At 45.2% G+C, this 23690-nt stretch carries 18 protein-coding genes and 2 tRNA genes; 7 read left to right on the forward strand and 13 right to left on the reverse strand.

Going from position 1 to position 23690, the window contains the following annotated elements:
• Positions 1-621: 621 nt before the first annotated feature.
• From purC to pstS, 5 genes are all read right to left on the reverse strand, one after another.
• Positions 622-1401, reverse strand: a complete 780-nt coding sequence (purC, locus tag ZMOB_RS01390; protein ID WP_011240892.1) for a phosphoribosylaminoimidazolesuccinocarboxamide synthase — start codon at positions 1399-1401, stop codon at positions 622-624.
• A 334-nt stretch (positions 1402-1735) separates the two neighbouring features.
• Positions 1736-2608, reverse strand: coding sequence for a phosphate ABC transporter ATP-binding protein PstB (gene pstB, locus ZMOB_RS01395; protein ID WP_011240891.1), 873 nt, complete (start codon positions 2606-2608; stop codon positions 1736-1738).
• Complete coding sequence (gene pstA, locus ZMOB_RS01400; RefSeq protein WP_011240890.1) at positions 2608-3444, reverse strand: phosphate ABC transporter permease PstA; 837 nt, start codon at positions 3442-3444, stop codon at positions 2608-2610. The genes pstB and pstA overlap by 1 nt, the downstream gene beginning before the upstream one ends.
• An 8-nt stretch (positions 3445-3452) precedes the next feature.
• A complete protein-coding gene (gene pstC, locus ZMOB_RS01405; protein ID WP_012816996.1) occupies positions 3453-4412 on the reverse strand; it encodes a phosphate ABC transporter permease subunit PstC in 960 nt (319 codons plus the stop codon).
• Positions 4413-4506: 94 nt separating this feature from the next.
• On the reverse strand, positions 4507-5547 hold the full coding sequence (gene pstS / locus ZMOB_RS01410) for a phosphate ABC transporter substrate-binding protein PstS (protein WP_014500417.1): 1041 nt from the start codon (positions 5545-5547) through the stop codon (positions 4507-4509).
• Between the two features lie 265 nt (positions 5548-5812).
• On the opposite strand from pstS, the gene ZMOB_RS01415 reads away from it, so the two are divergent.
• Entirely contained in the window at positions 5813-7399 is a 1587-nt protein-coding gene (locus tag ZMOB_RS01415; RefSeq protein WP_014500418.1) for a porin family protein, read from the forward strand.
• Positions 7400-7484: 85 nt separating this feature from the next.
• On the opposite strand, the gene mscL is transcribed toward ZMOB_RS01415, so the two are convergent.
• Positions 7485-7949: a large conductance mechanosensitive channel protein MscL gene (gene mscL, locus ZMOB_RS01420; RefSeq protein WP_011240886.1), complete on the reverse strand. Its 465-nt coding sequence runs from the start codon at positions 7947-7949 to the stop codon at positions 7485-7487.
• A 230-nt stretch (positions 7950-8179) separates the two neighbouring features.
• Here mscL and ZMOB_RS01425 point away from each other — a divergent pair, with 230 nt between their 5' ends.
• The 3 genes from ZMOB_RS01425 to ZMOB_RS01435 all read left to right on the forward strand — a co-directional run bounded on the left by ZMOB_RS01425 (position 8180) and on the right by ZMOB_RS01435 (position 10508).
• A complete protein-coding gene (locus ZMOB_RS01425) occupies positions 8180-8806 on the forward strand; it encodes a LemA family protein (protein ID WP_014500419.1) in 627 nt (208 codons plus the stop codon).
• Positions 8807-8810: 4 nt separating this feature from the next.
• Positions 8811-9866 (forward strand): TPM domain-containing protein, encoded by a 1056-nt coding sequence (locus ZMOB_RS01430; RefSeq protein WP_282553785.1) that lies wholly within the window; start codon positions 8811-8813, stop codon positions 9864-9866.
• A gap of 87 nt (positions 9867-9953) precedes the next feature.
• Complete coding sequence (locus tag ZMOB_RS01435) at positions 9954-10508, forward strand: NUDIX hydrolase (RefSeq protein ID WP_014500421.1); 555 nt, start codon at positions 9954-9956, stop codon at positions 10506-10508.
• A 12-nt stretch (positions 10509-10520) separates the two neighbouring features.
• Here ZMOB_RS01435 and ZMOB_RS01440 read toward each other — a convergent pair.
• Both ZMOB_RS01440 and ZMOB_RS01445 read right to left on the reverse strand, forming a co-directional pair.
• Positions 10521-10597: transfer RNA gene (locus ZMOB_RS01440), tRNA-Arg, on the reverse strand.
• A gap of 150 nt (positions 10598-10747) precedes the next feature.
• Entirely contained in the window at positions 10748-13924 is a 3177-nt protein-coding gene (locus tag ZMOB_RS01445) for a TonB-dependent receptor domain-containing protein (RefSeq protein ID WP_014500422.1), read from the reverse strand.
• A gap of 783 nt (positions 13925-14707) precedes the next feature.
• On the opposite strand from ZMOB_RS01445, the gene ZMOB_RS01450 reads away from it, so the two are divergent.
• Together ZMOB_RS01450 and ZMOB_RS01455 are read left to right on the forward strand one after the other, a co-directional pair.
• Positions 14708-16549, forward strand: coding sequence for a ribonucleoside-diphosphate reductase subunit alpha (locus tag ZMOB_RS01450; RefSeq protein ID WP_014500423.1), 1842 nt, complete (start codon positions 14708-14710; stop codon positions 16547-16549).
• A 311-nt stretch (positions 16550-16860) separates the two neighbouring features.
• Positions 16861-16935 (forward strand) — tRNA-Thr (locus ZMOB_RS01455).
• A gap of 128 nt (positions 16936-17063) precedes the next feature.
• On the opposite strand, the gene ZMOB_RS01460 is transcribed toward ZMOB_RS01455, so the two are convergent.
• Positions 17064-18290, reverse strand: a complete 1227-nt coding sequence (locus tag ZMOB_RS01460) for an argininosuccinate synthase (RefSeq protein ID WP_012817004.1) — start codon at positions 18288-18290, stop codon at positions 17064-17066.
• A gap of 259 nt (positions 18291-18549) precedes the next feature.
• Here ZMOB_RS01460 and ZMOB_RS01465 point away from each other — a divergent pair, with 259 nt between their 5' ends.
• The gene (locus ZMOB_RS01465; RefSeq protein WP_012817005.1) at positions 18550-19167 is read left to right on the forward strand and encodes an EF-hand domain-containing protein; all 618 of its coding nucleotides are present in this window, start codon (positions 18550-18552) and stop codon (positions 19165-19167) included.
• Between the two features lie 120 nt (positions 19168-19287).
• Here ZMOB_RS01465 and ZMOB_RS01470 read toward each other — a convergent pair whose 3' ends face one another.
• The 4 genes from ZMOB_RS01470 to ZMOB_RS01485 all read right to left on the reverse strand — a co-directional run bounded on the left by ZMOB_RS01470 (position 19288) and on the right by ZMOB_RS01485 (position 23652).
• Entirely contained in the window at positions 19288-20535 is a 1248-nt protein-coding gene (locus tag ZMOB_RS01470) for an SAM-dependent methyltransferase (RefSeq protein ID WP_012817006.1), read from the reverse strand.
• A 55-nt stretch (positions 20536-20590) separates the two neighbouring features.
• On the reverse strand, positions 20591-21766 hold the full coding sequence (rlmN, locus tag ZMOB_RS01475) for a dual-specificity RNA methyltransferase RlmN (RefSeq protein ID WP_014500424.1): 1176 nt from the start codon (positions 21764-21766) through the stop codon (positions 20591-20593).
• A 159-nt stretch (positions 21767-21925) separates the two neighbouring features.
• Positions 21926-22726: an ABC transporter permease gene (locus tag ZMOB_RS01480; RefSeq protein WP_252507293.1), complete on the reverse strand. Its 801-nt coding sequence runs from the start codon at positions 22724-22726 to the stop codon at positions 21926-21928.
• 8 nt (positions 22727-22734) lie between these two features.
• Positions 22735-23652, reverse strand: a complete 918-nt coding sequence (locus ZMOB_RS01485) for an ABC transporter ATP-binding protein (RefSeq protein ID WP_014500426.1) — start codon at positions 23650-23652, stop codon at positions 22735-22737.
• Positions 23653-23690 lie beyond the last annotated feature (38 nt).

Raw genomic sequence — 23690 nt, forward strand, 5'->3', positions numbered from 1 at the left:
GAGAGGCTGGAGTTAATCCACAGTGGTGGATAAGTATTCTGCAATCGACCAAGAATGAGAGCACCTCCCAGCCTCGTGCGGTGCCTACCTTTGATATGAATGGTCGCGAGGGAATGAGTCGTGTTGGCACAATGCTGCTACATGGTTATCACCATCACGACCTAGCTTGCTCTTCCAAGGCTCTTATATGACTCCCAGCCCACAACTTCGCATCCCCTGCAAGCGACATGAAACAGAGCTAACCTATTGCCGCGTATATGATTTCAAGCTACACGTGATTTGTACGAAAGGCTTGACACCGGCCCTTTTTTGAGACCTCATTCTAGAAAGGGAAAAGCTACCCTCGATATTCAACATAAAAGTGATTTTACATTATCTCTTCTGATGCCTCAATGACATCAGGCAGAAAGTCAACTGCGTCAGAAAATCCAATGTTATTCCAAGCCACCCACAGACGGCGTCATTCTGGCGGCAAGATAAAGATCAATTCTTTGGAAAAGTTTAGCCCCATTATAACGGGCTAAGAGATCAAAAAGCGCAGTTATAGGCGCGCCTAATAGAAGGATCAGCCATGCCACGGATAGAATAAGATATATTCCATCCGCAGCAGGCTTTTATTTTTTATAAACCGCGATTTTTGCGATGGGATTCCAGATCCAGAACTTCGGTATCTGGTTCAACTGGCAATAATCCTAAGCGGCGAGCAATTTCCTGATAGGCTTCGACTTCGCCACCCAAATCCTGACGGAAACGGTCTTTATCCAATTTTTCATTGGTAACCATATCCCACAAACGGCAACCGTCAGGACTAATTTCATCAGCCAGCAAGACGCGGCTATAGTCATTTTCCCAAACGCGACCGAATTCGAGTTTGAAATCGACCAAACGAATATTGATGGCCGCAAAAAGACCACTCATGAAGTCATTCACACGGATCGCCATGTCAGCGATATCATGCATTTCTTCCTGCGTAGCCCAACCAAAACAGGCAATATGCTCATCTGCAACCATCGGGTCATTGAGGGCGTCATCTTTATAATAATATTCGATGATTGTCCGAGGCAGCGGGGTGCCTTCTTCAATGCCTAACCGCTTGCTCAAAGAACCGGCGGCAACATTTCTGATTACCACTTCGATCGGGATGATTTCGACCTGTTTGACCAATTGTTCGCGCATATTGAGGCGACGAATGAAATGGGTCGGAATACCGATTCCTGCTAACAGGGTAAAAATATGCTCGGAAACCCGATTATTGATAACGCCCTTACCGCTAATCATGCCTTTTTTCTGGGCATTAAAAGCAGTCGCATCATCCTTGAAATACTGGATAATGGTGCCGGGTTCTGGGCCTTCATAAAGAATTTTGGCTTTGCCTTCGTAAATTTGGCGACGACGGGACATGAATTAGCTTCTCCGAAAAAGGAACAGGACAGATCCTGTGCCGAAAAAGGCAAGGCGCTTAATAAACGCTTTCTTATTTTGAGCGCTTTTATAACTGAAAATATGTCTGGCGCAAACAGCCGGATAGAAAGTTTATCATTTTTATGAAGGCAAGATAAAAGTTAAAAAAAGGCTTTTATAATGATTATAAACAGCCAGAATATTTTATTTCATATCAATATAAAATATGCTGTTCTTAATAAAAATTAGCCAACCCCAGCCCAAAAATTCAGATATAATTGATCTGCCTATTCGAGAGGGATTGGCTGTTTATTTTTACAGAAAAAACGCTAATTTATCCAAATCGTCCCGTTAAATAGTCACGGGCGCGACGGGTCTTTGGACGCGCAAACAAACGATCGGTTGAACAAAACTCGATCATATTACCCAAATACATAAAGCCGGTATAATCAGAAATACGGGCGGCCTGCTGCAAGTTATGCGTAACGATAACGATGCTCAGGTCTTTCTTTAATTCCATCAAGGTTTCTTCCAACCTTGCCGTTGAAACCGGATCAAGCGCAGAAGCTGGCTCATCCAGCAAAAGAACTTCTGGTTCAACCGCAAGCCCACGGGCAACACAAAGACGCTGCTGTTGTCCACCAGAAAGGCTAAGGCCGGATTCTTTTAATTTATCTTTTACTTCATCCCAAAGAGCGGCGCGATGCAAGGATCGTTCAACAATATGATCTAATTCCTGACGCGATTTATTAAAATGAAGACGAACGCCATAGGCGACATTGTCATAAATCGACATTGGGAACGGCGTTGGTTTTTGGAAAACCATGCCAATCCGCGCTCTGATTTGAGAAATATCATCACCCAATGGATCAAGGGTAACGTTATCGCCCCGTTCTTTTAAACGGGTAAGCGTGTCATGGTCGGTCAGAATATCTTTTCCATCCAACAACACGCGACCAACTGCATATTGCTGGGGATAAAGAGCGTATATCCGGTTTAAAATCCGTAAAAGCGTCGATTTTCCACATCCGGAGGGGCCAATAAGCGCCGTAATTTTATTCCGCTCAACAGGTAAGCTGACATTAAATAAAGTCTGATGCGTCCCATAATAGAAATCGAGGTTGCGCGCTTCCAGATTGAGATTTTCTGCTGCTGGGGGCGCAATAAACTGTTCGAGGTCTTCGACCGTGTTATCTTTATTCGTCATTAGCGTTTTCCCCCTCTGGTCATAACGCGTCCTAAAATATTGATGGTTAGAACCGCCATAGCAATTAGCAAGGCACCAACCCATGCTAAATTACGCCAATCGTCATAAGCGCTCATGGCGAATTGGAAGATGGTCGTTGGCAAACTGCCCATGGGTTCGGTCATATTGAGAGTCAGGAATTGATTACCCAGAGCGGTGAAAAGTAGCGGTGCCGTTTCGCCGCTGATACGGGCAAATCCAAGTAAACCACCGGTTAACAGTCCGGGGGCTGCTGCTTTCCAAATAATCGAACGGATAACCAGACCCTGAGAAGCCCCCAGCCCCATACCGGCTTCTCTTAGCGTATTGGGCTGCAACTGTAGCATGTCATAGGTTGTTCTAGTCACAATCGGCATAGCCAGCAAAGCCAGAGAGACGGCACCTGCAAAGGCCGAAAATCCGTGGAATGGCCGCACCATAATTTCATAAACGAAAAGACCAACCAGAATAGACGGCACAGAAAGCAAGACATCATTCAAGAAATGGATTGCTTGGCCATATTTCGAATTACGACTATATTCAGAAAGCCATGTGCCAGCCATAATGCCCAAAACCACGGCAATAATCATGGCCACCACACACATGGCAATAGAACCGATTATGGCATTTCTTAAACCACCTGACATTCCAGGCGATGGCTGATCTTGAGTAAAGACCGAAAGATGCAAGCCTCCGGCACCATTGATTATAAGAGACCCCAAAATAAGGGCGAGCATCCCGACAGCCAATAAAGTCGACAAGCTGCACAAGGCGACAAAAACTTTATTGATAAAGCGGCGTTTTAAATTGCTACTCATAAAAATGCCTAACTCCGTTTACCAATAAGAAGCCGTGCCATAATCAAAACCATAAAGGTGATCATAAACAGAACCAGCCCCAAAGCCGTTAAGGCTGCACTATGCATTTCGCTAGTGGCTTCGGTAAATTCATTGGCAATCGTTGATGCAATAGTTGAACCGGAATCAAAGAGAGAATGTGGCAGGCTGTGGGTATTACCGATGATAAAGGTTACGGCCATGGTTTCACCCAAGGCGCGCCCTAAGCCCAACATGATGACCCCGATCAATCCTCTTTTGACATAGGGGATAATGACAGAGCAGACGACTTCAAAAGGCGTTGCTCCCAAGCCATAGGCTGCTTCTCTCACCTGTGCAGGCACGGTCAGGAATAACTCCCGAAAAACCGATGCCATATAAGGCAAAATCATAATAGCAAGGATCAAAGAGGCTGTCAGAATATTGGCACCATTCGGTACCCCCGCGACCATTCTACCTAACCATGAATCCGGTGAAACATGAATCAAAAGCGGGAATTGGATATAATGGGCAAACCAAGGCGCTAAAACAAATAGCCCCCACATACCGTAAACAATGGAAGGAATACCGGCCAACAATTCAACCGCAACCGCTATAGGTCTGGCCAAAATTCTGGGGCAGAATTCTACCAAGAAAACGGAAATCCCGATAGCAAGCGGCAAAGCCAGCAATAGCGCCAAAAAGGCGGTAATCAATGTCCCTATAATCGGGCCCGCTGCACCATATACTTCCGAAACAGGATTCCATTCGCTGGACAGAAAAAAGTTAAATCCGAAAGCCCTAAAGGCTGGCCAGCCACCGATAGCCAAAGCCACGATGATGCCAGCCATAGCAACAAGGGTCAGCGTTGCAGCCGAAAAGCACAGGGAACGGAAAATCATTTCTCCGAAAGACCCTGAAGGAAAAAGACGATTTAATCGAGAAGGCTGGGACAAGGCAGAATCACTCATAAAATTTATCCGACTCTCTTCTGACAGCTATCATCTTTTTCCTCATATCTGTTTAGGCTGATGTAGAATATTACAACAAACAGCCAAAATATACCTAGCGGGCAGCGTTATAGACGGCTTTCCCGTTAACTTGAATGTTCGATCCCCATTGCTGGCGGATGAACGTCTTCACTTCTTTCGGTAATGGCGCATAGTCAAGAGATAAAGCATCCTGATCGCCATTCTGATATCCCCAATCAAAGAATTTTAGGATTTCAGCCGTGGTTTCAGGTTTGCTGGGGGTGCGATGTAAAAGAATATAGGTCGTTGAAACGATTGGCCAGCTTTCTGCGCCCTTCTGATCCAGAAGGGAAATATTATTCCCAGCTGCATGCGTCCAATCCGCAGAAGCCGAGGCGGCTTTGAAACTTTCAGTGGAAGGATGCGGGAAGCGACCATCACGATTGGCAATCAAAGCATAAGGCACCGTGCTTTGACGGGTATAGGCATATTCGACATAGCCGATTGAACCGATTGTCTGTTTAACAAAGGCGGCTACCCCATCATTGCCTTTACCACCAAGACCAATCGGCCATTGCACGGCATCGCTGGCACCGACACGGGAGGCCCATTCAGGACTTTTCAGCGACAGATAAGACGTAAACTGGAAGGACGTGCCGGAACCATCCGCGCGATGCACCACCGTAATCGGTACTGGCGGTAATTTTAACCACGGGTTGATGGACGCGATCCGCGGGTCATTCCAACGGGTAATTTTACCAAGATAAATATCGGCAAGAATACTGCCTGTTAAATGCAAGCGACCTGACCGCAAACCCGGCAAGTTAATGATAGGCACAATGCCTCCCATCACGGTCGGGAACTGATAAAGACCATCTTTTGAAAGCTCTTCGGTTTTCAAAGGCTTGTCAGACGCTCCGAAATCAACGGTAGAGGCTTTAATTTGCTTAATACCGCCACCGGAACCAATAGGCTGATAATTGATAACAGCACCCGTCTGGTTGCGATAGGAATTGGCCCATTTTCCATAAACAGGTGCTGGGAATGTCGCGCCTGCACCGGAAATAGTCGTTGCATAGGCCGTGCTGCCAAAAAGGCTGACGAAACCAACAAGGGCAGCTATTTTCTTAACCATAACAGCGCTTCTTTCTTTTAATGCCGAATAGTAAGGTGTTTTATGCCTTCGAGCTGTAATCATGGCATATTGCACAAAAATGACAGAAATCTGTTTTTTATAAATTTTTTAAAAAACATCTCCGCCTTTTTACGCTGGAAACGAAGACATTCTGTCATATTTCTATCATAAAACTGCCTCCAAATTGTCATCAAATTGATAGAAAAACTGTCATAAGTGCCATTTATGAACTGTCCTGCCGGAAAAGAATGTGCAGGAGCCTTTAATGCAGCCTTTTTTTCAATCATTAAAAAGAAATAGCGCGCTCATACCCGCTTTAAGCATTTTAGCGTCTATTCCTGTGTTAGCGTCTCCTGCTCATGCCGTGATACCTTCTAAGAAGTTGAAATCAGGTCGTTTCTCGACACAGGCTGAAATCGCAAGACAAGCTGAAGAAATCCGGCAGCTTCATGCTGAAATTAAAGCTTTGGCGATGAAGCTGGATACCCAGAATAATGCCAAGACAACAGAATCAACCGCATTAGCACAGGCGCAAATACCGGCAGGCAGCTCATCCGCTGCCACAACGACGGCGCCTGACCAAAAAGCAGTCCCATCAGATGCCCAGTTAAAATTGGCAGCGGCGATTGATTCTATTCCAGATCAAGTTAATAAAGCCGTCGATAAACAGGTCGATAAGTCGCTTTCTCAACGACTGAATAAAAATCTAAAATTTGGCGACTGGTTCGCGAAAACCCATATCGGGATGAGAATGTATTCCAATGCCAGCTGGGCGACCTATCGTTCTGATGGAAAGGCTGCGGCATGGATGCCGGCCCGAAATTCAGCGGCAACCTCGATCAATACGCCCGCTGGTAATATTGGCTATGATACTAAAAATCGGCCAGTCGGAGATTCAATCGGCTTTGACCTGAAACGCTTTTATTTGATGGTTGACCATAAATTTAATGACAACTGGGCTGCCCGTTTAACAACAGATGCCTCTTATATTTCTGGGGTGGGCGAAGCCATTTACATTAAACATGCTTATTTAGAAGGGAAGCAATCTGACGCGTTCTCGGTGCGTTTCGGTGCCGCTGACCTCCCATGGTTACCTTTTGTCGAAAATCTCTATGGGTATCGCTGGGTTGAAAATACCACTTCAGAAAGAGCCAATTTCGCCACTTCGGCAGATTGGGGTATTTTTGCCATGGGTAAATTATGGAATGGCTTGGTCGAATATAATATGGCGGTTGTGGACGGCTCCGGTTATCGTTCGCCTTTCCGTTCAAAAAATCCTGATTTTGAAGGTCGTATTAACGTCAATTATGCCGGATTTACCGTCGGCGGTGGGGCGCATATCGGGCATCAAGGTCAAGAACGTGGCCAGATGGGCGAATATGTTTATAATGCCGCACAACGTTATAATGCGATTATCGCTTATGTGCATGGCCGTTTCCGTTTCGGTGCAGAATATTTCTATGCCAAGGATTTCACCAGCTCAGCCTTGGATTGTAATTTGAATGCCTGTGCATCCTCCAGTGATCTTTACAAAAAAGATGCCGGTCAAGGCGCTGCTGGATGGGGGTCAGTTCGTATTTTTGATAAAGTCTCGCTATTCGGGCGCTATGACTGGGCGCAACCTTATATGAAAAGCGATTCTCATTTCAAAGATCACTATTTCAATGCGGGTATTGATTGGCAGCCCATTAACAATATTGATGTTGGCCTTGTCTATAAACAGGAAAATGTTACCAATCACGGTTACACGGGCAGCGTGCCTATCTACATCAACACAACCAATGGCGCGCTGGGTGGTATGAGAAGTGCCTCTTACAAAGAATTAGGTATATTTACGAATTTCAACTTCTAATCGGGCATTATCTTATCGTTATAAAAAAGAAGGCATCTTTTCGGGATGCCTTCTTTCTTTAAATTGCCGAAAATTGTCGATAGATTTATTTTTTACCGCGTAATTCGTCGCGAATTTCACGCAGCAAGACAATATCTTCCGGCGTAGGTGCGGCTTCGGCAATTTTTTCTTCTTTTTTAGCTTCGGTTTTATCCAGCTCTTTTTGTAATTTAGCGGCAAGTTTCATAATCATGAACAAAATGAAAGCAACAATGACGAAATTGACAACAACCGTCAAAAATTGTCCATAGCCGAAAAGCGGCACCCCGGCTTTTTTCAGATCATTATAGCTGGTTAATGATCCGGTATAACCGGCGGGGACAGCGCCCAAACGGATAAAAAATCCAGAGAAATCAACACCGCCAAAGACAGCACCGATGATCGGCATCAACAAATCGCCCGTTACAGAACTGATGATTTTGTTGAAAGCATCGCCCATAATGACCGCGATACCTAAACCGAGCACATTGCCTTTGCTGATAAAATTCTTAAAATCAGTGAGTATTGACATAATCTTCCTTTTGCGATTCTGGAGATTTATCCTATCTTTAAAAGAGCGGATTCCCAAAATAAAATACGGGTCTCAAAAGCCGCTAAATAGTCCAAAACCGTGATTTTTGAATATAAAAAAGGCCATGATATTAAATATTTTTTTCTGATATAGTAAATATGAAACATGGTCTGGATTTCATTTGTTCAATAACAAAATATATTGCATCCATCACTAACCGGAGATTTTTTATGTCTTTGTTACGCCGAGCTTCTCCTTTTTTGCTTGCTCCGGTCGCCATCGTTTCTCTTTCAAGCTGCGGTATTAACCAGATACCCGCCGCCGAAGAAAACGCCAAAGCCCGCTGGGCAGATGTCCAGAATGAATATCAGCGCCGCGCTGATCTTATTCCCAATTTGGTGGCGACCGTAAAAGGCTATGCCAGCCATGAAAAAGATGTGCTGACCGCCGTGACCGAAGCCCGTGCGAAAGCAACGGCGATCAATGTAAAAGTTGATAACCCAGATTCTATGAAGCAATTTGCCGAGGCTCAAGGTCATTTAAGCATGGCTTTGGGGCGGTTGATGTCTGTTCGGGAACAATATCCCCAGTTGCAGGCCGATCAGAATTTTCTGGCACTTCAGGCGCAATTAGAAGGCACGGAAAACCGGATTACGATTGCCAGACGCGACTATAACGAAGCTGTCCAGCAGTATAATACCTTGGTCAGGACTTTCCCGAATGCCATTGGTGCCAAAATATTCTATGGCGCGAAACCAATGACGCCTTACGAAGCGACAGCTACCAATGCCCAAGCAGCGCCTACCGTCAATTTTGACACGCCTGCCCCAACAACCCCGTCTAACAGCCAGAATTAATAAGATGATGAAGCCGGTAGCTATGCATTCCCCCAGAAAAAATTTATCCTCCGGTTACCGGCTTTTCGGGCTGTTGCTGTTATTTGTTTTTTTGGTTTTTGCCAAAAATGCTTCGGCTTTTGCCCAAAATTTTCCGGAACTTGGTGACCAATATGTGGTCGATGATGCTCAAATTCTGACTCCAGCTGACAAAACACAGCTCAATTCAGACTTGGCTATGATCGAAGCCAAAAGCGGACATCAAATGGTCGTAGTGACCTTAAGTGATCTTCAAGGATATGACATCCGTGACTATGGCTATCGCTTAGGACGCTATTGGAAAATCGGTCATGCCAAAATCAATGATGGTCTGATCTTTTTAGTTTATACTAATCATAACCAAGATCATGGCCGGAAAGTCAGCGTCGAAGTCGGCTATGGATTAGAGGGGCAGATTCCTGATGCCTTGGCCTTTACCCTTCTTCATCAGAAGGTAACGCCCATTATGAAAAAAGATCCCCGAAAAGGCATCAAAACGGCCGTGCAAATTTTCGGTGACCTTCTGACAGACCCCAATGACGAGTTGAGAAGTAAATCTCTAGCTGCAGAGCAAACTTACCAAAGTAAAAGAGCCACTGCTCCCCTACCCTCTGATGTAAAACCGCTACCGCCTATTCATCCTCTTTTCTGGATTATTTTGTTCTGTGGCGGCGGTTTGGTGATTATTGCTATGGTCAGTGAAGGCCAATATCGCTCACAAAAGAAACCACAAACTTTGTCGAGTAATCATGGGGTTTTGCCTCCTAGAACGCGGCTCCAGATATTCTTTGCGACTTTGTGGTCAGTTATTAAAACAATTTTTTCAGCCATTTATGCCGTTCTAAAATTCTTTTTGGCTGTTCTCTCCATTTTCTCGATCCTCTCTATGCTGTTTAACCGACGCGGCGGCGGTGGGGGCGGATCTTCCTCTGGCGGTGGTTTCTGGGGCGGTGGTAACGACGATTCCGGCGGCAGTGACGATTCTTTCGGGGGGGGCGATGGTGGTTCTTTTGGCGGCGGTGGTGCCTCTGATGATTACTAAAAATCACCGTTTTTTTGATGGGCTATTGCTTTAACCTATCAATAGTCCGTTACAGCCAGATTATGACTTTTTGAATAGGCGGAAATGATGCCACATAACTCAAAATCCACATCCCAGCCTGAAACTGAAATACTTTATTCCGGCAAATTCATTATTCTAAAACGGCGCGGAACATGGGAATATGCCAGCCGTCCCCATAACATGGGAGCGGCTGTTATCCTCGCTCTCGATGGGGAATATGTTATTCTTGTCGAACAACCTCGTATCCCTTTTGGGGCGCATACGATTGAATTGCCTGCAGGTTTGATTGGGGATACCGATTCACATGAATCGGTCGAAACCGCTGCCGCCCGTGAATTAATCGAAGAAACCGGATATAAAGCTGATATCATCGAAAATTTGGGTCAATTCGCCTCTTCCCCTGGCATGACATCAGAAAGCTTTTTTCTGGTGCGTGCCCAAAATCTTACCCGCATTTCAGAAGGTGGTGGCGTCGATGATGAAGAGATCACCGTCCATCGGGTGAAATTATCAGAATTACCGGATTTTCTGGAACAGAAACGACAGCAAGGTCTCGTCATTGACGCCAAATTGTTATTACTTTTGGGGTCAAATTTTCTGGGATTGTCTGTTTCTAAATAGAAAATAAAAAGATGGTGACCCCGGCGTGACTCGAACACGCAACATCCTGCTTAGAAGGCAGGTGCTCTATCCGGTTGAGCTACGGGGCCACTAGCGCCATGCTCTATACGCATTTAATCGCAATTTTCAACCATTTAATATTTTTAGACGCTTTAATCTTTTAAAAATGCCTTTTCTGATCGGACATCAGGCACAAAAAATCCCCTTCTCTTCCAAAAGACAAGGGGATTTTTTTGTTTTTAGAAATGGACTCCAACGGACATTTTAAAGGAACGTCCCATCAGGCTTTCATAATAGCGTGTCACACTGATAGATCCCGGATATTTCGGAAGCGCATCCGTGATGTTGTTAACTATCAGGCTAGCATCAATATGGTCCGTAATTCTGTATCCTACCGTCATATTGAAATAGGCAAAATCAGGCCGTCTATTATTTTCATATGTTTTATCCGAAACCTGAACCGCATAACGCGCCTTACCATACCAGATGGTCTGCCACTGGAAGGATAATCTATCACGGGTATAATTCATATTGATCGTGAAATTATCCTGCGGCTGCGTTGTGGTGCCGAACATGTCATAAGTGCTTGTTAAGATTTTCTGCTCATTTTTGACATAATGAATGTAATTACCCGTTAACTCCACCGTTCCGGCTGAATCAGGCAACCCTAAACGACGCAGGGGAAGAACATAATTAATTTTGCCTTGAACAGCCTGCATATGTTGACTGGCAACATTGTAATATCCTTCGGCAAAATCAGTGACCTGATGCGTGGAAGGATCACGGGTAAAGGCACCGCAATAACTACTGTTAGGATAAGATGAAGAGTCATAGCAGGCACTCATCAAATCACCGAGGCCAAGAGAGGTAATCTCGTTATTGATTTTGACATCAATATAGGCGCCGTTGATGGTCAATCCCGGAACAAAATGGGGCGTAAAATCAACCGCTGCTGTAAAGCTGTGCGATGTCTCATTTTTCAAATGCGTGTTACCGCCACTCGTCCCCGGCATCGTCTGGTTAACGATCTGAGACTGGAAGTTGGTCGGGATACCTGCTGCTGCACAATTCGCCCGTCTCGTAGCCGGATTAGGGCCTGAATCCAAAAATTCATATGAGCAAGGATCATTTGCCGAACCATAAACAGTAGATTTTGTCGCGAATAATTCGGTCACCGAAGGATTCCGCACTGATTGGGCATAGTTGCCACTAAATCCGAAATCGCGCGTTGGCCACCATGTGCCGCCGAACATATAAGTCCAATAGCTTCCGGTCATACTGTTATTGATATACCGACCATTGGCAGTCACCGAAAGATTATAGGCACCCGCCATATGCATATTGGGTGAAATCAGCGGGATATCCAATTCCCCAAAGGCTTCATGGGTATGATAAGCCCCGCTAACGGCTGTAATCGGTGCGGAATTACCATAGCGCCGCCTTGTTCCATCCGATAACAGTTCACCTTCGGCAAAACTTCCCGGATTGAAATTATAACTTTCACGGCGATGTTCGTAACCAATATCCCAGCGGATATCGCCTGCTGGAAGTTTGGCAATAGTGCTGTTGATTTCAGCCTGAATATCGCGCTGGGAATTGCGGTTTTTGCTATGCACATCAGAAATGACATAGTCTTTCGCAGCTTGCGACATCTGGTTAAATCCAAATGGATTCAACGGCGAACAGGTCGAACTTCTGGTGGCTGCTGTTGAATTCACATATCCGGCGGCACAAACAATATTGCCGGCGGCATCGGTTGTTGCATTCAAAGCATTGATGAAATTTTGGGTGTTGATCGAAGGCTGCCAAGTATTATTGAAATATTGGCTATATTCCCCCGCTATTTTCCAGTTAAAATGCCGTCCAAAAGCATTAAAATCACCATCAAGACCACCTTGTAACCGATACATTTGGTCTTTGGTTCTGAACATACCCGCATCCAGATCCTGATTAAGCCTTTCCATATAAAAAGTATCAGTGGGCTGACCGGCGGCCTTCAAGGCATTGACAATAGTTGTGCGTTCTGCCGCTGTCAGGAAGGGATTATTCGTGCTTAAAGTTAACGGGCCATTGACATCGGTATAACCCGTATAGGAATCTCCGTTTAAATAGCTATCCATGGTCATGGGGCCTTGGAAGCCCGTATCCTGCCACGTGCCTTGCCCTACCTGACTTTTGGCTTCACCGCGCTGATACCATCCTTGCCATGTGGCATGGATATGGTCGCTCAAATCATAATGGCCAAGGGTTGTCAGATTGAGGGTCTTAGATGGAGTATATATCTGGCTGTAATCACTAAGCGCGATACCATTACCCCCTAATCCATAATAATTATCACGAATTAAGGTATCAGCCGTCAATGGGACGAGGGATTTACCATCCTGACTGAACATCGCGGCTTGATTGCCATTCCCTGACGGTACACCCAGATCAATCTGATTGAGATAGGTCGGATAAGATCCCATAGTGCCGGCCGTAAGCGGCATACCTGTCACCGAACTTTGGATATAACGCCGTCCCTTGGTAAAGACATAAGAATAAGGTGACGTGCTGCCTACAGGCCGATGGGAATAAGAGGTCTTTTCCGAACCAAATACATTATTTCTGTCTTTGGCAAGGACACCGCCACTATGACGATATTCAACGTCAAAGACGATACCGCCCCGCCCTTCATTGAATTCAGTGCCCCCTTTAAAATAGATTTTTTCCTGAGGCGCTTTTAATCTTTGGGTAAAGCCGCCTTGCGCATTAAAATCGATGCCCTTGAAGTGATCATCCAATTGATAATTGACCACACCGGCAACCGCATCGGCACCATAGCTCGCGCCCGCACCACCGTATTTGGTATCAATCTTTTTAATCAAAGAAGTCGGAATGGTGCCAACATCTACCTGCGAACCGGAACCGGCACCAAAAATCGAGGCAGTCGCCCCGCCAACCATTCTCATACCATTAATCAATGTCAGGGTGCGCTGGTCACCCAAATTGAAAAGAGAAACGAAAGATTGTCCTGCGCCATAGCTACTTTGTGACCCGATAGGGCTATTATTGGGGACTGAAAAAGCCGGATTTTCACGCAACAAAGCCAATCCTATATCGCTATAGCCGCGCGTTTTAATCTGTTCTTCGCCCAAGGTTGAACCCGCCATCACATTGGAAAGGCGAGATTTCGACAAACGCGTTCCCGTAACCGTGATGGTATTGGTATCACTTGTCGAATTATGGTCTTTATCCTTGGTTTTATCTGTTTTTTTATCTGTAGATGACGCCTTGGGTGCATCCGATAGATTGATGACGGATGGTATATTATCCGACAAAACAGGGCTTTGAACCTGTTCATTGTCCGCCTGAGCCGCCAAAGCTGGTGCAACAAAAGAAGAAATGCTGGCTAACAAGCCGAGACGGAATAAAGGCACGGGTCATCTTGAAGAAAGCCCATAACGATTTTTCATAGATTGTACCCCCCCATTGGTAAAATCGTGAAATTTTCAATTATGCTCGCTTCATTTTTGTAACATGATAATATTTATTAGCAATAGTATTGTTGTTAAATTTCTCAAAATAATTTATTTATAGTGATATAAAATAACTTTATAAGTTTAATTCATTTTAAAACGAATAAAGTTAACATTTAAATTACTAATTTGTATTTTTTAATTAAAATAAATTAGCTTTTTAAGAACAAAAATATCATTAAAAATACCTTTTAAGTAAATTTATTCCAAAATGCTGAATGAAAATATTTTATTAAAATAAAAATTTTATTTTTATAATAGCTTTATTCTATAAAACTTTGATGCAAAAGCCCTCTAAAATGGATCGAAAATTGAGCGTTTTTGTAAATTTTTTTTTCAAAAAACGACGATCATCCAAGGATTTTTATCATTAAAAAATTTCATTTTATGATTTAAAAAATCTATAACCCCGACAAATCAACCGTTTGAACGGATTCGAACCCGCCTCCAAGCAGAATTTTCACCCCTTATGCTAAAATAATACTGTATCTAGTGGGCTGATGAAAATATCATATACCAGATAATGATTTTACTACGCCTCCAAAATGTATATGGATGCGGCAAATAGAATGGCTCTTTCGCATTTTTCGAAAGGAATCATCCCTTCGATTAGAGGATAAGACCCTTCGGAAAATCGCTTTTCATTTTAACGGTTAGAATTTTCGGGCATTAGGAAATAAAGCTATGACACTTTCTTCGGAAAGCAAAAAAGACGAGACGAAAAAAGCCAATCAAAGACGCTTTACTATCATCACTGACCCAAGTCGGGACGCTTTGCTGACGGCCTTTGGTAAAGCGACGTTAGATGATCGTTATCTTTTACCCGGAGAAAGCTATCAGGATTTATTCGCGCGGGTAGCTGATGCCTATGCTGATGACGAAGCGCATGCCCAACGTCTCTATGATTATATTTCTCGTTTGTGGTTCATGCCCGCAACGCCAGTTTTATCAAATGGCGGTACCAAGCGTGGTCTGCCGATTTCTTGCTATCTCAATGCCGTGCCAGATAGTTTGCAGGGCATTGTCGATATCTGGAATGAAAATGTCTGGTTGGCCTCCCGTGGCGGCGGTATCGGTACTTATTGGGGCAATGTGCGCGGCATTGGCGAACCTGTTGGCCTAAATGGTAAAACCAGCGGCATTATTCCTTTTGTTCGTGTGATGGATTCATTAACGCTCGCGATCAGCCAAGGCTCTTTGAGGCGTGGTTCAGCCGCCTGCTATATTGATATTTCACATCCTGAAATTGAAGAATTTCTTGAAATAAGAAAACCATCAGGTGACTTTAACCGTAAGGCCTTGAATCTCCATCACGGCGTTTTAGTAACAGATGCCTTTATGGAAGCCGTACGTGATGGCCGATCTTTTGATCTGGTTTCGCCTCGTGATGGCACCAAACGTGGCGAAGTCGATGCCCGTAGCCTATTCCAAAAGCTGGTTGAAACCCGTCTTCAGACCGGTGAACCTTATATTGTGTTCATAGATCACGTGAACAACAATATGCCCCGCCATCATCAGGCCTTGGGCTTAAAGGTCTCTAGCTCCAATCTCTGTTCTGAAATCACCCTCCCTACCGGACAAGACCATCTCGGCAATCAGAGAACCGCTGTTTGCTGCTTGTCTTCGCTTAATCTAGTGACATGGGATCAATGGCATGACAACAAACGCTTTATTGAGGATGTTATGCGTTTCCTTGATAACGTTTTGCAGAGCTATATCGACAATGCGCCGGATGAAATGTCTCACGCCCGATATGCCGCCATGCGGGAAAGATCGGTTGGCTTGGGCGTTATGGGCTTCCACAGCTTTTTACAGGCACGCAAAATACCCTTTGAGGGGGCTTTAGCCAAAAGTTGGAATCTCAAAATTTTCCGCCATATCAACACAAAGGCGAATGAAGCCTCAATGATGCTCGCGAAAGAACGGGGGGCTTGCCCTGATGCCGCTGACATGGGCGTTATGGAGCGTTTCTCTTGCAAAATGGCGATTGCGCCTACCGCCTCTATCAGCATCATCGCTGGCGGTGCTTCGGCCTGTATCGAGCCTATTCCAGCCAATATCTATACGCATAAGACGCTGTCTGGCAGTTTCGTCGTCAAAAATCCCTATTTGCAAAAACTCTTGCAAGACAAATCCAAGGATTCCGATACCGTCTGGAATTCCATTCTCGAAAAGAACGGCTCTGTCCAACATCTTGATTGTTTGACAGCCGAAGAAAAAGACACTTTCAAAACCAGCTTTGAAATTGACCAGCGTTGGTTATTGGAAATGGCGGCGGATCGGACGCCTTATATCGATCAGGCACAATCCCTGAATCTGTTTATTCCGGCAGATGTTGAAAAATGGGACTTGCTCATGCTGCATTTCCGCGCATGGGAATTGGGCATCAAGTCGCTTTATTATCTCCGCTCGAAATCCTTACAACGCGCAGGCTTTGCAGGCGGTGTCGAGGCCGATAACACTCCTCAGATGAGACAGATTGAAGTCGAAATGCGAAATTACGATGAATGTCTCGCCTGCCAGTAGGCTCTAATTAAAATTTGATGGATAAGAATCCTATCGCATGAGCGGGTTGCCGTTAATGCGATAGGATTTTTTATAAGCGCGTTAGGCTTGCGGGGTTTCTTCTTCGCTAAGCGCTTTTTTTTGCTGATTTTGCCTTTTTCGCAAACGCAGATTTTGACGCAGCGCCTCGGCTAATAGCTTTTTTTTGTTATCTGATTGATTTTGATGCATTTTTTCGAAGAATCTCTATTTTTTAAAGAAAAGTTCATATCGTCCTTGACTAATGGAAATACTTCCTTCATATGAGCGCCTCACCACAAAAAAGTGGTTGTGCTGCCGTAGCTCAGTGGTAGAGCGCATCCTTGGTAAGGCTGAGGTCGTGAGTTCAATCCTCACCGGCAGCACCATCTTTCTTCTCCCCTTAAAAACTATTTTCCTAAAAATATCAGTCAGAATAGACGATATCATCCTATTTTTCGTCTGATTTTTATCAAAAAAACCCGCTTACCGATAAGCAAGCGGGTTCTTTGGAAAATTAAAGGCCTTTAGCGTTACGTTCACCGAGTAAACGCAAACGCAAAGCATTGAGCTTGATAAAGCCAGCTGCATCCTGCTGGTTATAAGCACCGGCATCATCTTCAAAGGTCACGACCTTTTCGGAATAGAGCGAATTCGGCGATTTACGGCCGATAACATTCACACTGCCCTTATAGAGCTTCAGACGAACCGTGCCGCTGACTCTGGCCTGACTATGGTCAATAGCGGCCTGCAACATTTCACGTTCTGGAGAATACCAGAAACCGTTATAGATCAGCTCGGCATAGCGCGGCATCAATTCATCTTTCAGATGCATGGCGCCACCATCCAAGGTCAGCTGTTCGATACCGCGATGAGCCTGAATCAGAATCGTGCCGCCCGGGGTTTCATACATGCCGCGTGATTTCATGCCGATATAACGGTTTTCGACCAGATCAAGACGACCGATACCATGCTTGCGACCCAGTTCGTTGAGCTTGGTCAGCAATTCTGCCGGTGACAAGGCTTCGCCGTTAATGGCGATGGCATCACCGCGTTCGAAATCAATGGTGATGATTTCCGGCGTATTTGGAGCCTCTTCGGGGTTAACCGTGCGGGAATAGACATAATCCGGCACTTCCTGCCACGGATCTTCGAGAATTTTACCTTCTGAAGAGGTGTGGAGCAAATTGGAATCGACCGAGAAAGGCGATTCGCCGCGTTTATCTTTCGGAACCGCGATCTGACGGGATTCAGCATAAGCAATCAATTTGCTACGGCTATTCAGATCCCATTCGCGCCAAGGAGCGATAACCTTAATATCCGGTGCCAAGGCATAATAACCGAGTTCAAAACGAATCTGGTCATTTCCTTTTCCGGTTGCACCATGCGCCACGGCATCGGCACCGACCTGACGCGCGATTTCAATCTGGCGTTTGGCGATTAACGGTCTCGCGATCGAGGTGCCGAGCAAATACTGACCTTCATAAAGGGCATTGGCACGCATCATTGGGAAAACAAAATCGCGAACAAATTCTTCGCGGAGATCGTCCATAAAAATATGTTCAGGCTTAATGCCCATCATTTCGGCTTTTTTACGGGCGGGTTCAAGCTCTTCGCCTTGACCGAGGTCAGCCGTAAAAGTGACGACTTCACAGCCATAATGTTCTTGTAACCATTTTAAAATAACGCTGGTATCAAGTCCACCTGAATAGGCGAGCACGACGCGTTTTACTTTTTCGGTCATGAAACTCTCCGGAATAGAATTATCAATGCGGCAATATTTTTACCGTATAGCCGCCGCTTGCCATGCTTATCATGGCGTTTCAAGCGCCATCCTGCTTAAAAATTTTGTGACCCGTCTTATAAAAAAGACAAGGCGTCTTATTATAGGATAATCAGACAATATTCATAAACTGCCTGATACCCATCATCTTAGAGAAAATATTGGGATCATATCACTGTAAAACAGTTTTCCACTTCTCTCTTGGAGTAAGGTCAAAATAATGAAAAAGAAAAATTTTCTTTTGCGTAGTCTGTCCTTGGCGTCAGGTCTGTTTTTAGCGGCAACCCCCCTCATGCAGGCTTCCGCCCAACAGGCCGCTGAACAGGTTCCGCCCTATATCCTGCCGATCACTCGCGCAGAAACGCAGGCGCAGGTAAAACAAAATTTCGATAAATTTGATCTTGACCATAATGGCGTGGTGACGAAATCGGAATTTCAGACGGCCTTGGCTAATGAAAAAAACCAATGTCAGGCTATGATGGCCAAATTCAAGGATGCGAAGAACAGCGGTAAGACCAAAACCCCGCCGCCGCCCCCGCCGACTGGTGATGGTAATACGCCGCCACCTCCTCCTCCAGAAGACGGTAAAGGTGGTCATCATCACGGCCATCATGGTATGTGCGATCATATGGACAGAGGGCCCATCTCTCACTGGTTCGAACGCGCTGACACCAATCATGATGGTCAGGTGACCTATGATGAAGCCAGCAGCCAGATTCTCGCCGCTTATGATGCCGTTGATACCAATCATGATGGCATCATTACTCCGGAAGAACGGAAAGCCGCCTTTGAGAAATGGAAACAGACCCATCCATTTCCTAAACCTTCTTCCAAATAACCCTACCCTCCCTTGAAAAAAGCCTCCTGTTTTCGGACAGGAGGCTTTTTATTATCTCAAAATGATGGGCTTCTTTGCTCATGCCTTTGGTCTAGCTCAAAAAGCTCTCTTTAAAGCGCTTTATTCGGGGCTAGAGAGGTTTTTTGCCTGTTCTCTTAACAAGGCCTCACTCTCAAACATATAATCCCGTGTAAGAGGCAGACTATCTCGCTTGCGAATATATTGAAGCTGGTAATTACACATCTGGCCGTATTGGAAGGCCGCAGAAGCACCTGCGAGATAGAAAGTCCACATCCGATAAAAACGGACATCATAGAGTTTGATAATCTCAGCACGGGCAGCCAAAACATTTTTATACCACTGATTCAGGGTATACATGTAATGCAGCCTTAAATTCTCGACATCGGAAAGGATAAGGCCGCTCTGCTCGCTGGCAGACACAATTTCCGATAAAGCCGGACAATATCCACCGGGGAAAATATATTTATTTGTCCATGGATCGGTGGTGCCGGGCAATCCCAGCCGTCCAATCGTATGCAACAACAATACACCATCATCGGTCAGAAGATCGCGACAATGATTGAAGAAATTTTTGTAGTAAGGCGGGCCCACATGCTCAAACATGCCGACCGAAACAATACGATCAAAACGGCCTTTGACTTCGCGATAATCAATGAGCTGAAATTTTACCCGATCATCAAGACCCGCTTCTTTGGCGCGTTTACGGGCAATTTTTAATTGTTCTTCGGATAAGGTCACGCCCAAAACTTCGACATCGGCGATTTGACCAAGGAAGAGCGCCATACCGCCCCATCCACAACCGATATCCAATATTCTCTGCCCCGATTTCAGATCCAGCTTGGATGCGATGTGAATCTTTTTATCAAGCTGCGCCTGATCCAGACTGTTATGAATATCGGTAAAATAACCGCAGCTATATTGTCGATCCTTGTCAAGAAAAAGATCATATAAACGGCCATCCAGATCATAATGATGGGCGACATTTTGTTTGGATCGTTTTTCCCAATTCAACCGCTGGAAACGATTGGTCAGATGCTGGATGGTGCGGGGGATAATGCCGCCTTCCAGCATATTGGCATTATCCCTGACAGTATTCTTAAGGATAAGGCGGATAAGCCCCATGATGTCTTCATCATCAACGGACATTCGGCCATCCATATAGGCCTCACCCGATCCCATATAAGGATGGATCGCCACGAAATCAGGGGCTTCCGGATCATGGAAGCGCACCGTCACGGGGGCTTCGCCTTCTGACACACCGTAAGAATGACGATGGCCATTTGATTCAACAATGATCAATTGTCCTTGTCGAACCAGCTTTTTCAAGAATCTATCAAGTAGCCACATGGTCAGAGTTTACATGCTTTAACTTGATAGAAAAAGGCAGAAATACCCCAAGCCGCTATGACAATGTTATCATTGAATCCCGCTTGGATTGTCTTTCTGCCGCTGATTTTAACTGACCACAAGCGGCCATGATATCCTGACCTCTTGTCCGGCGGACGGGGGCTGAAATACCAGCGTTAAAGACAATCTCGGAAAAACGGGCAATCCGCTCCGGTGTTGAACATTCATAAGGTGAATTTGGCCAAGGATTAAAAGGAATCAGATTCACTTTTGCGGGTAAACGGTAATATTGTAATAACCGAACAAGCTCATGCGCATCTTCTTCGCTGTCATTCTTATCTTTTAACATCACATATTCAAAAGTGATCCGGCGGGCATTATTGACCCCGGGATAGGCGGCACAAGCAGCCAGTAATTCGTCGATTCCGTATTTTTTGTTAATCGGAACGATTTCATCGCGAACGGCTTTGGTAACCGCATGAAGGGATACGGCAAGGTTAACACCAATTTCCTCCCCTGCCCGTGCCATCATCGGCACCACGCCCGAAGTAGAAAGGGTGATCCGGCGGCGTGACAAAGCGATACCGTCACCATCCATAACCAATTTCAAGGCATCGCGAACATTATCAAAGTTATAAAGCGGCTCGCCCATGCCCATCATCACGACATTGGTTAACAGCCGACCTTCCGGCTTAGACGGCCATTCATCAAGGCTGTCACGGGCAAGCATGATCTGACCCACAATTTCACCAACAGTCAGATTTCGCACCAAACGCATCGTGCCAGTATTGCAAAAACGACAATTCAGGGTGCAACCGATCTGACTGGAAATGCACAAAGTGCCGCGGTCAGCATCAGGAATAAAGACCATTTCATAATCATAGCCGTCATCAGTCTTTAACAGCCATTTACGGGTGCCATCGGTCGATATCTGCATAGTAACGACTTCGGGACGCGAAATGGCAAAATGTTCGGCCAGCCAAGGGCGCATGGTCTTGGCAATATCGGTCATACCATCAAAAGCAACCGCACCACGATTATACATCCAATGCCATAGCTGTTTGGTGCGTAATTTTGCCTGTTTTTCGTCCAATCCCTTGGATTTTAACGCCGCGCGTATGTCTTCACGGGACAAGCCTAAAAGGTCAATGCGACCATCCTTTCGGATAGCAATAGGCTTCTGGGAATCAGTCTTGGTTTCTGTCAGGCTATCGGCAACTACAGAAGTCATAAATATGCAAACTCACAAACAAGGCAAAAGCCGTTAAGGGCATCAAAAACAAAATGGCGGATGTAAAAATTAAGCCGCTTTTCCCCGTTATTATCCGAAAAAGCGGCTTTTTTCTACTGGCCAGATTCTGGCTATCCATGCGACCATAAAATTGAATATCTAATGGATATCACGCTGTTTCAAAACAACCGTCACCGCAGCCGAGGCGACCAGAAAAAGAATAAACGCAAAAGCAAGAAAACTACCTTGAGAAACGGGGAATATTTTTTCTCCCATCTTAAGGTCTAAGGTATCATGCACAAAACGAAGACCATAATCCCAAGGATATAAAAGCCAGCCTTTATCTTGGAAATAACTGCTCACGGGAAGACTGGCAAGACTACAGATATTCCCGAAAATAACCGGAAATCGGGTATTGGTCAGAAACCAGCTCAAGGCATGCTGAATCAAAAGCACGGGAAGCATCACAAAAGGCAATAGGAAGAAAGACTTCACCAGAGCCATGTCAAAGCCATAGCCTGTCATAGAACTATGAGAGCTAACCAGAAACGCCAAACTATAGACCAAAATCATCATGATATTGGCGAAAAACAGTAATCCCCATTCAAGAGACAGTTTTGCAAAAAACAGATGATAAGGCCGTAACGGCAAGGTCAGCATCATCCGCCAACTATTATTGCTATGCTCTATCCCGTTAAGACGGGCCGCTAAAACCGCAATAAAAAAGGAGAAAGCAAAACAACTCCAAAAGAAAAGGATTGTCTGCCAAACTTCCTGCCACGCGGCTATATCCAGAAAAATACCGTCATGATGACCGGCAAACCATCCGATAAAGGCCGTCACCAAAGCAGGCGATAGCATCAATAACAACAAGCGACGGGGATGTTCGATTTTGAACCATTCGGCTGTGATAAGCCGGATCATCAACAAGAATGATCCTTGCGTTTTTGGCACAGTCATAAAATACGTTACGCCTTATTTCTGGAAGTAGCCATTTGCTGCGAAAACCATTCTTCCAAAGAGGGTTTTTCTAAAATAGCCTGATAAAAGTCGATATCCGCCGCTACAAGCTGACGATAAAGCGCGCTGGCTTCTTCTCGGGTCATATTATCGACAAGTAAGCGATGATCGCCGTAATGGCTGACTTGATAGGATGACTGCGACAAAAAGGCGAAAGCCTTTTCAACATCCGTCACATTCAATCTCAAAGCTGATCGGCCTGCGGCTCTGATCTCTTCCAATTCCCCTTGAAACAGAATGGTTCCTTGATCGAGCAAGGCCAAATGGCTGGCTGTTTTTTCGACTTCTTCCAATTGATGGCTGGAAAAGAAAACGGTGCAACCTGTTTTTTCAGGCAGGCTAATCAGCAATTCTCTGATTTCTTTAATGCCTTCAGGATCAAGCCCATTGGTAGGCTCATCCAGAACCAGCAATTCGGGATTGCCTAACAACGCATGTGCCAAAGCCAATCTTTGCCGCATCCCCAAGGAATAAAGGGCGATTTTTAAACGGGGTTCCGTATGGAGATTAACAATCGCCAAAACCCGATCAATATCTTGATAGGGAATATCTTTAACCACACAGCCTATTTTTAAAAATTCGCGGGCTGTCATATGGTTATATAGGCTTGGGGAATCCACTAAACACCCCATCCGTGCCAAAGCCGGTATCGGGTTTTTCTGCATATCCTGACCCAAAACCGTTACCTTGCCGGATGTAATCCGATAAAGACCGGTAATAATGCGGATTGTAGTAGATTTTCCCTGACCGTTATTGCCCAAAAAAGCAAAGAGGCTGCCTTTAGGAACCGTCAGATTGATCTCTTTTAAGACAGGGCGAGTGCCGAAATTTTTGGAAAGATGGGCAAGCTGAATAGCTGCGGACAAAATTTTCTCCCTTTGAACCGGAAAACAGAAAAGACGTC

The sequence above is a fragment of the Zymomonas mobilis subsp. mobilis ATCC 10988 genome, from assembly GCF_000175255.2.
GTDB classification, from domain to species: Bacteria; Pseudomonadota; Alphaproteobacteria; order Sphingomonadales; family Sphingomonadaceae; genus Zymomonas; species Zymomonas mobilis.

Bases quoted from the DNA above. Each gene is read 5' to 3' on its own strand.
- pstA (WP_011240890.1), bottom strand. From the start codon at position 3,444: ATGAGTAGCAATTTAAAACGCCGCTTTATCAATAAAGTTTTTGTCGCC.
- ZMOB_RS01415 (WP_014500418.1), top strand. From the start codon at position 5,813: ATGCAGCCTTTTTTTCAATCATTAAAAAGAAATAGCGCGCTCATACCC.
- mscL (WP_011240886.1), bottom strand. From the start codon at position 7,949: ATGTCAATACTCACTGATTTTAAGAATTTTATCAGCAAAGGCAATGTG.
- ZMOB_RS01430 (WP_282553785.1), top strand. From the start codon at position 8,811: ATGATGAAGCCGGTAGCTATGCATTCCCCCAGAAAAAATTTATCCTCC.
- ZMOB_RS01480 (WP_252507293.1), bottom strand. From the start codon at position 22,726: ATGACTGTGCCAAAAACGCAAGGATCATTCTTGTTGATGATCCGGCTT.
- pstC (WP_012816996.1), bottom strand. From the start codon at position 4,412: ATGAGTGATTCTGCCTTGTCCCAGCCTTCTCGATTAAATCGTCTTTTT.
- rlmN (WP_014500424.1), bottom strand. From the start codon at position 21,766: ATGACTTCTGTAGTTGCCGATAGCCTGACAGAAACCAAGACTGATTCC.
- pstB (WP_011240891.1), bottom strand. From the start codon at position 2,608: ATGACGAATAAAGATAACACGGTCGAAGACCTCGAACAGTTTATTGCG.
- pstS (WP_014500417.1), bottom strand. From the start codon at position 5,547: ATGGTTAAGAAAATAGCTGCCCTTGTTGGTTTCGTCAGCCTTTTTGGC.
- ZMOB_RS01460 (WP_012817004.1), bottom strand. From the start codon at position 18,290: ATGACCGAAAAAGTAAAACGCGTCGTGCTCGCCTATTCAGGTGGACTT.
- purC (WP_011240892.1), bottom strand. From the start codon at position 1,401: ATGTCCCGTCGTCGCCAAATTTACGAAGGCAAAGCCAAAATTCTTTAT.
- ZMOB_RS01450 (WP_014500423.1), top strand. From the start codon at position 14,708: ATGACACTTTCTTCGGAAAGCAAAAAAGACGAGACGAAAAAAGCCAAT.
- ZMOB_RS01465 (WP_012817005.1), top strand. From the start codon at position 18,550: ATGAAAAAGAAAAATTTTCTTTTGCGTAGTCTGTCCTTGGCGTCAGGT.
- ZMOB_RS01435 (WP_014500421.1), top strand. From the start codon at position 9,954: ATGCCACATAACTCAAAATCCACATCCCAGCCTGAAACTGAAATACTT.
- ZMOB_RS01470 (WP_012817006.1), bottom strand. From the start codon at position 20,535: ATGTGGCTACTTGATAGATTCTTGAAAAAGCTGGTTCGACAAGGACAA.
- ZMOB_RS01425 (WP_014500419.1), top strand. From the start codon at position 8,180: ATGTCTTTGTTACGCCGAGCTTCTCCTTTTTTGCTTGCTCCGGTCGCC.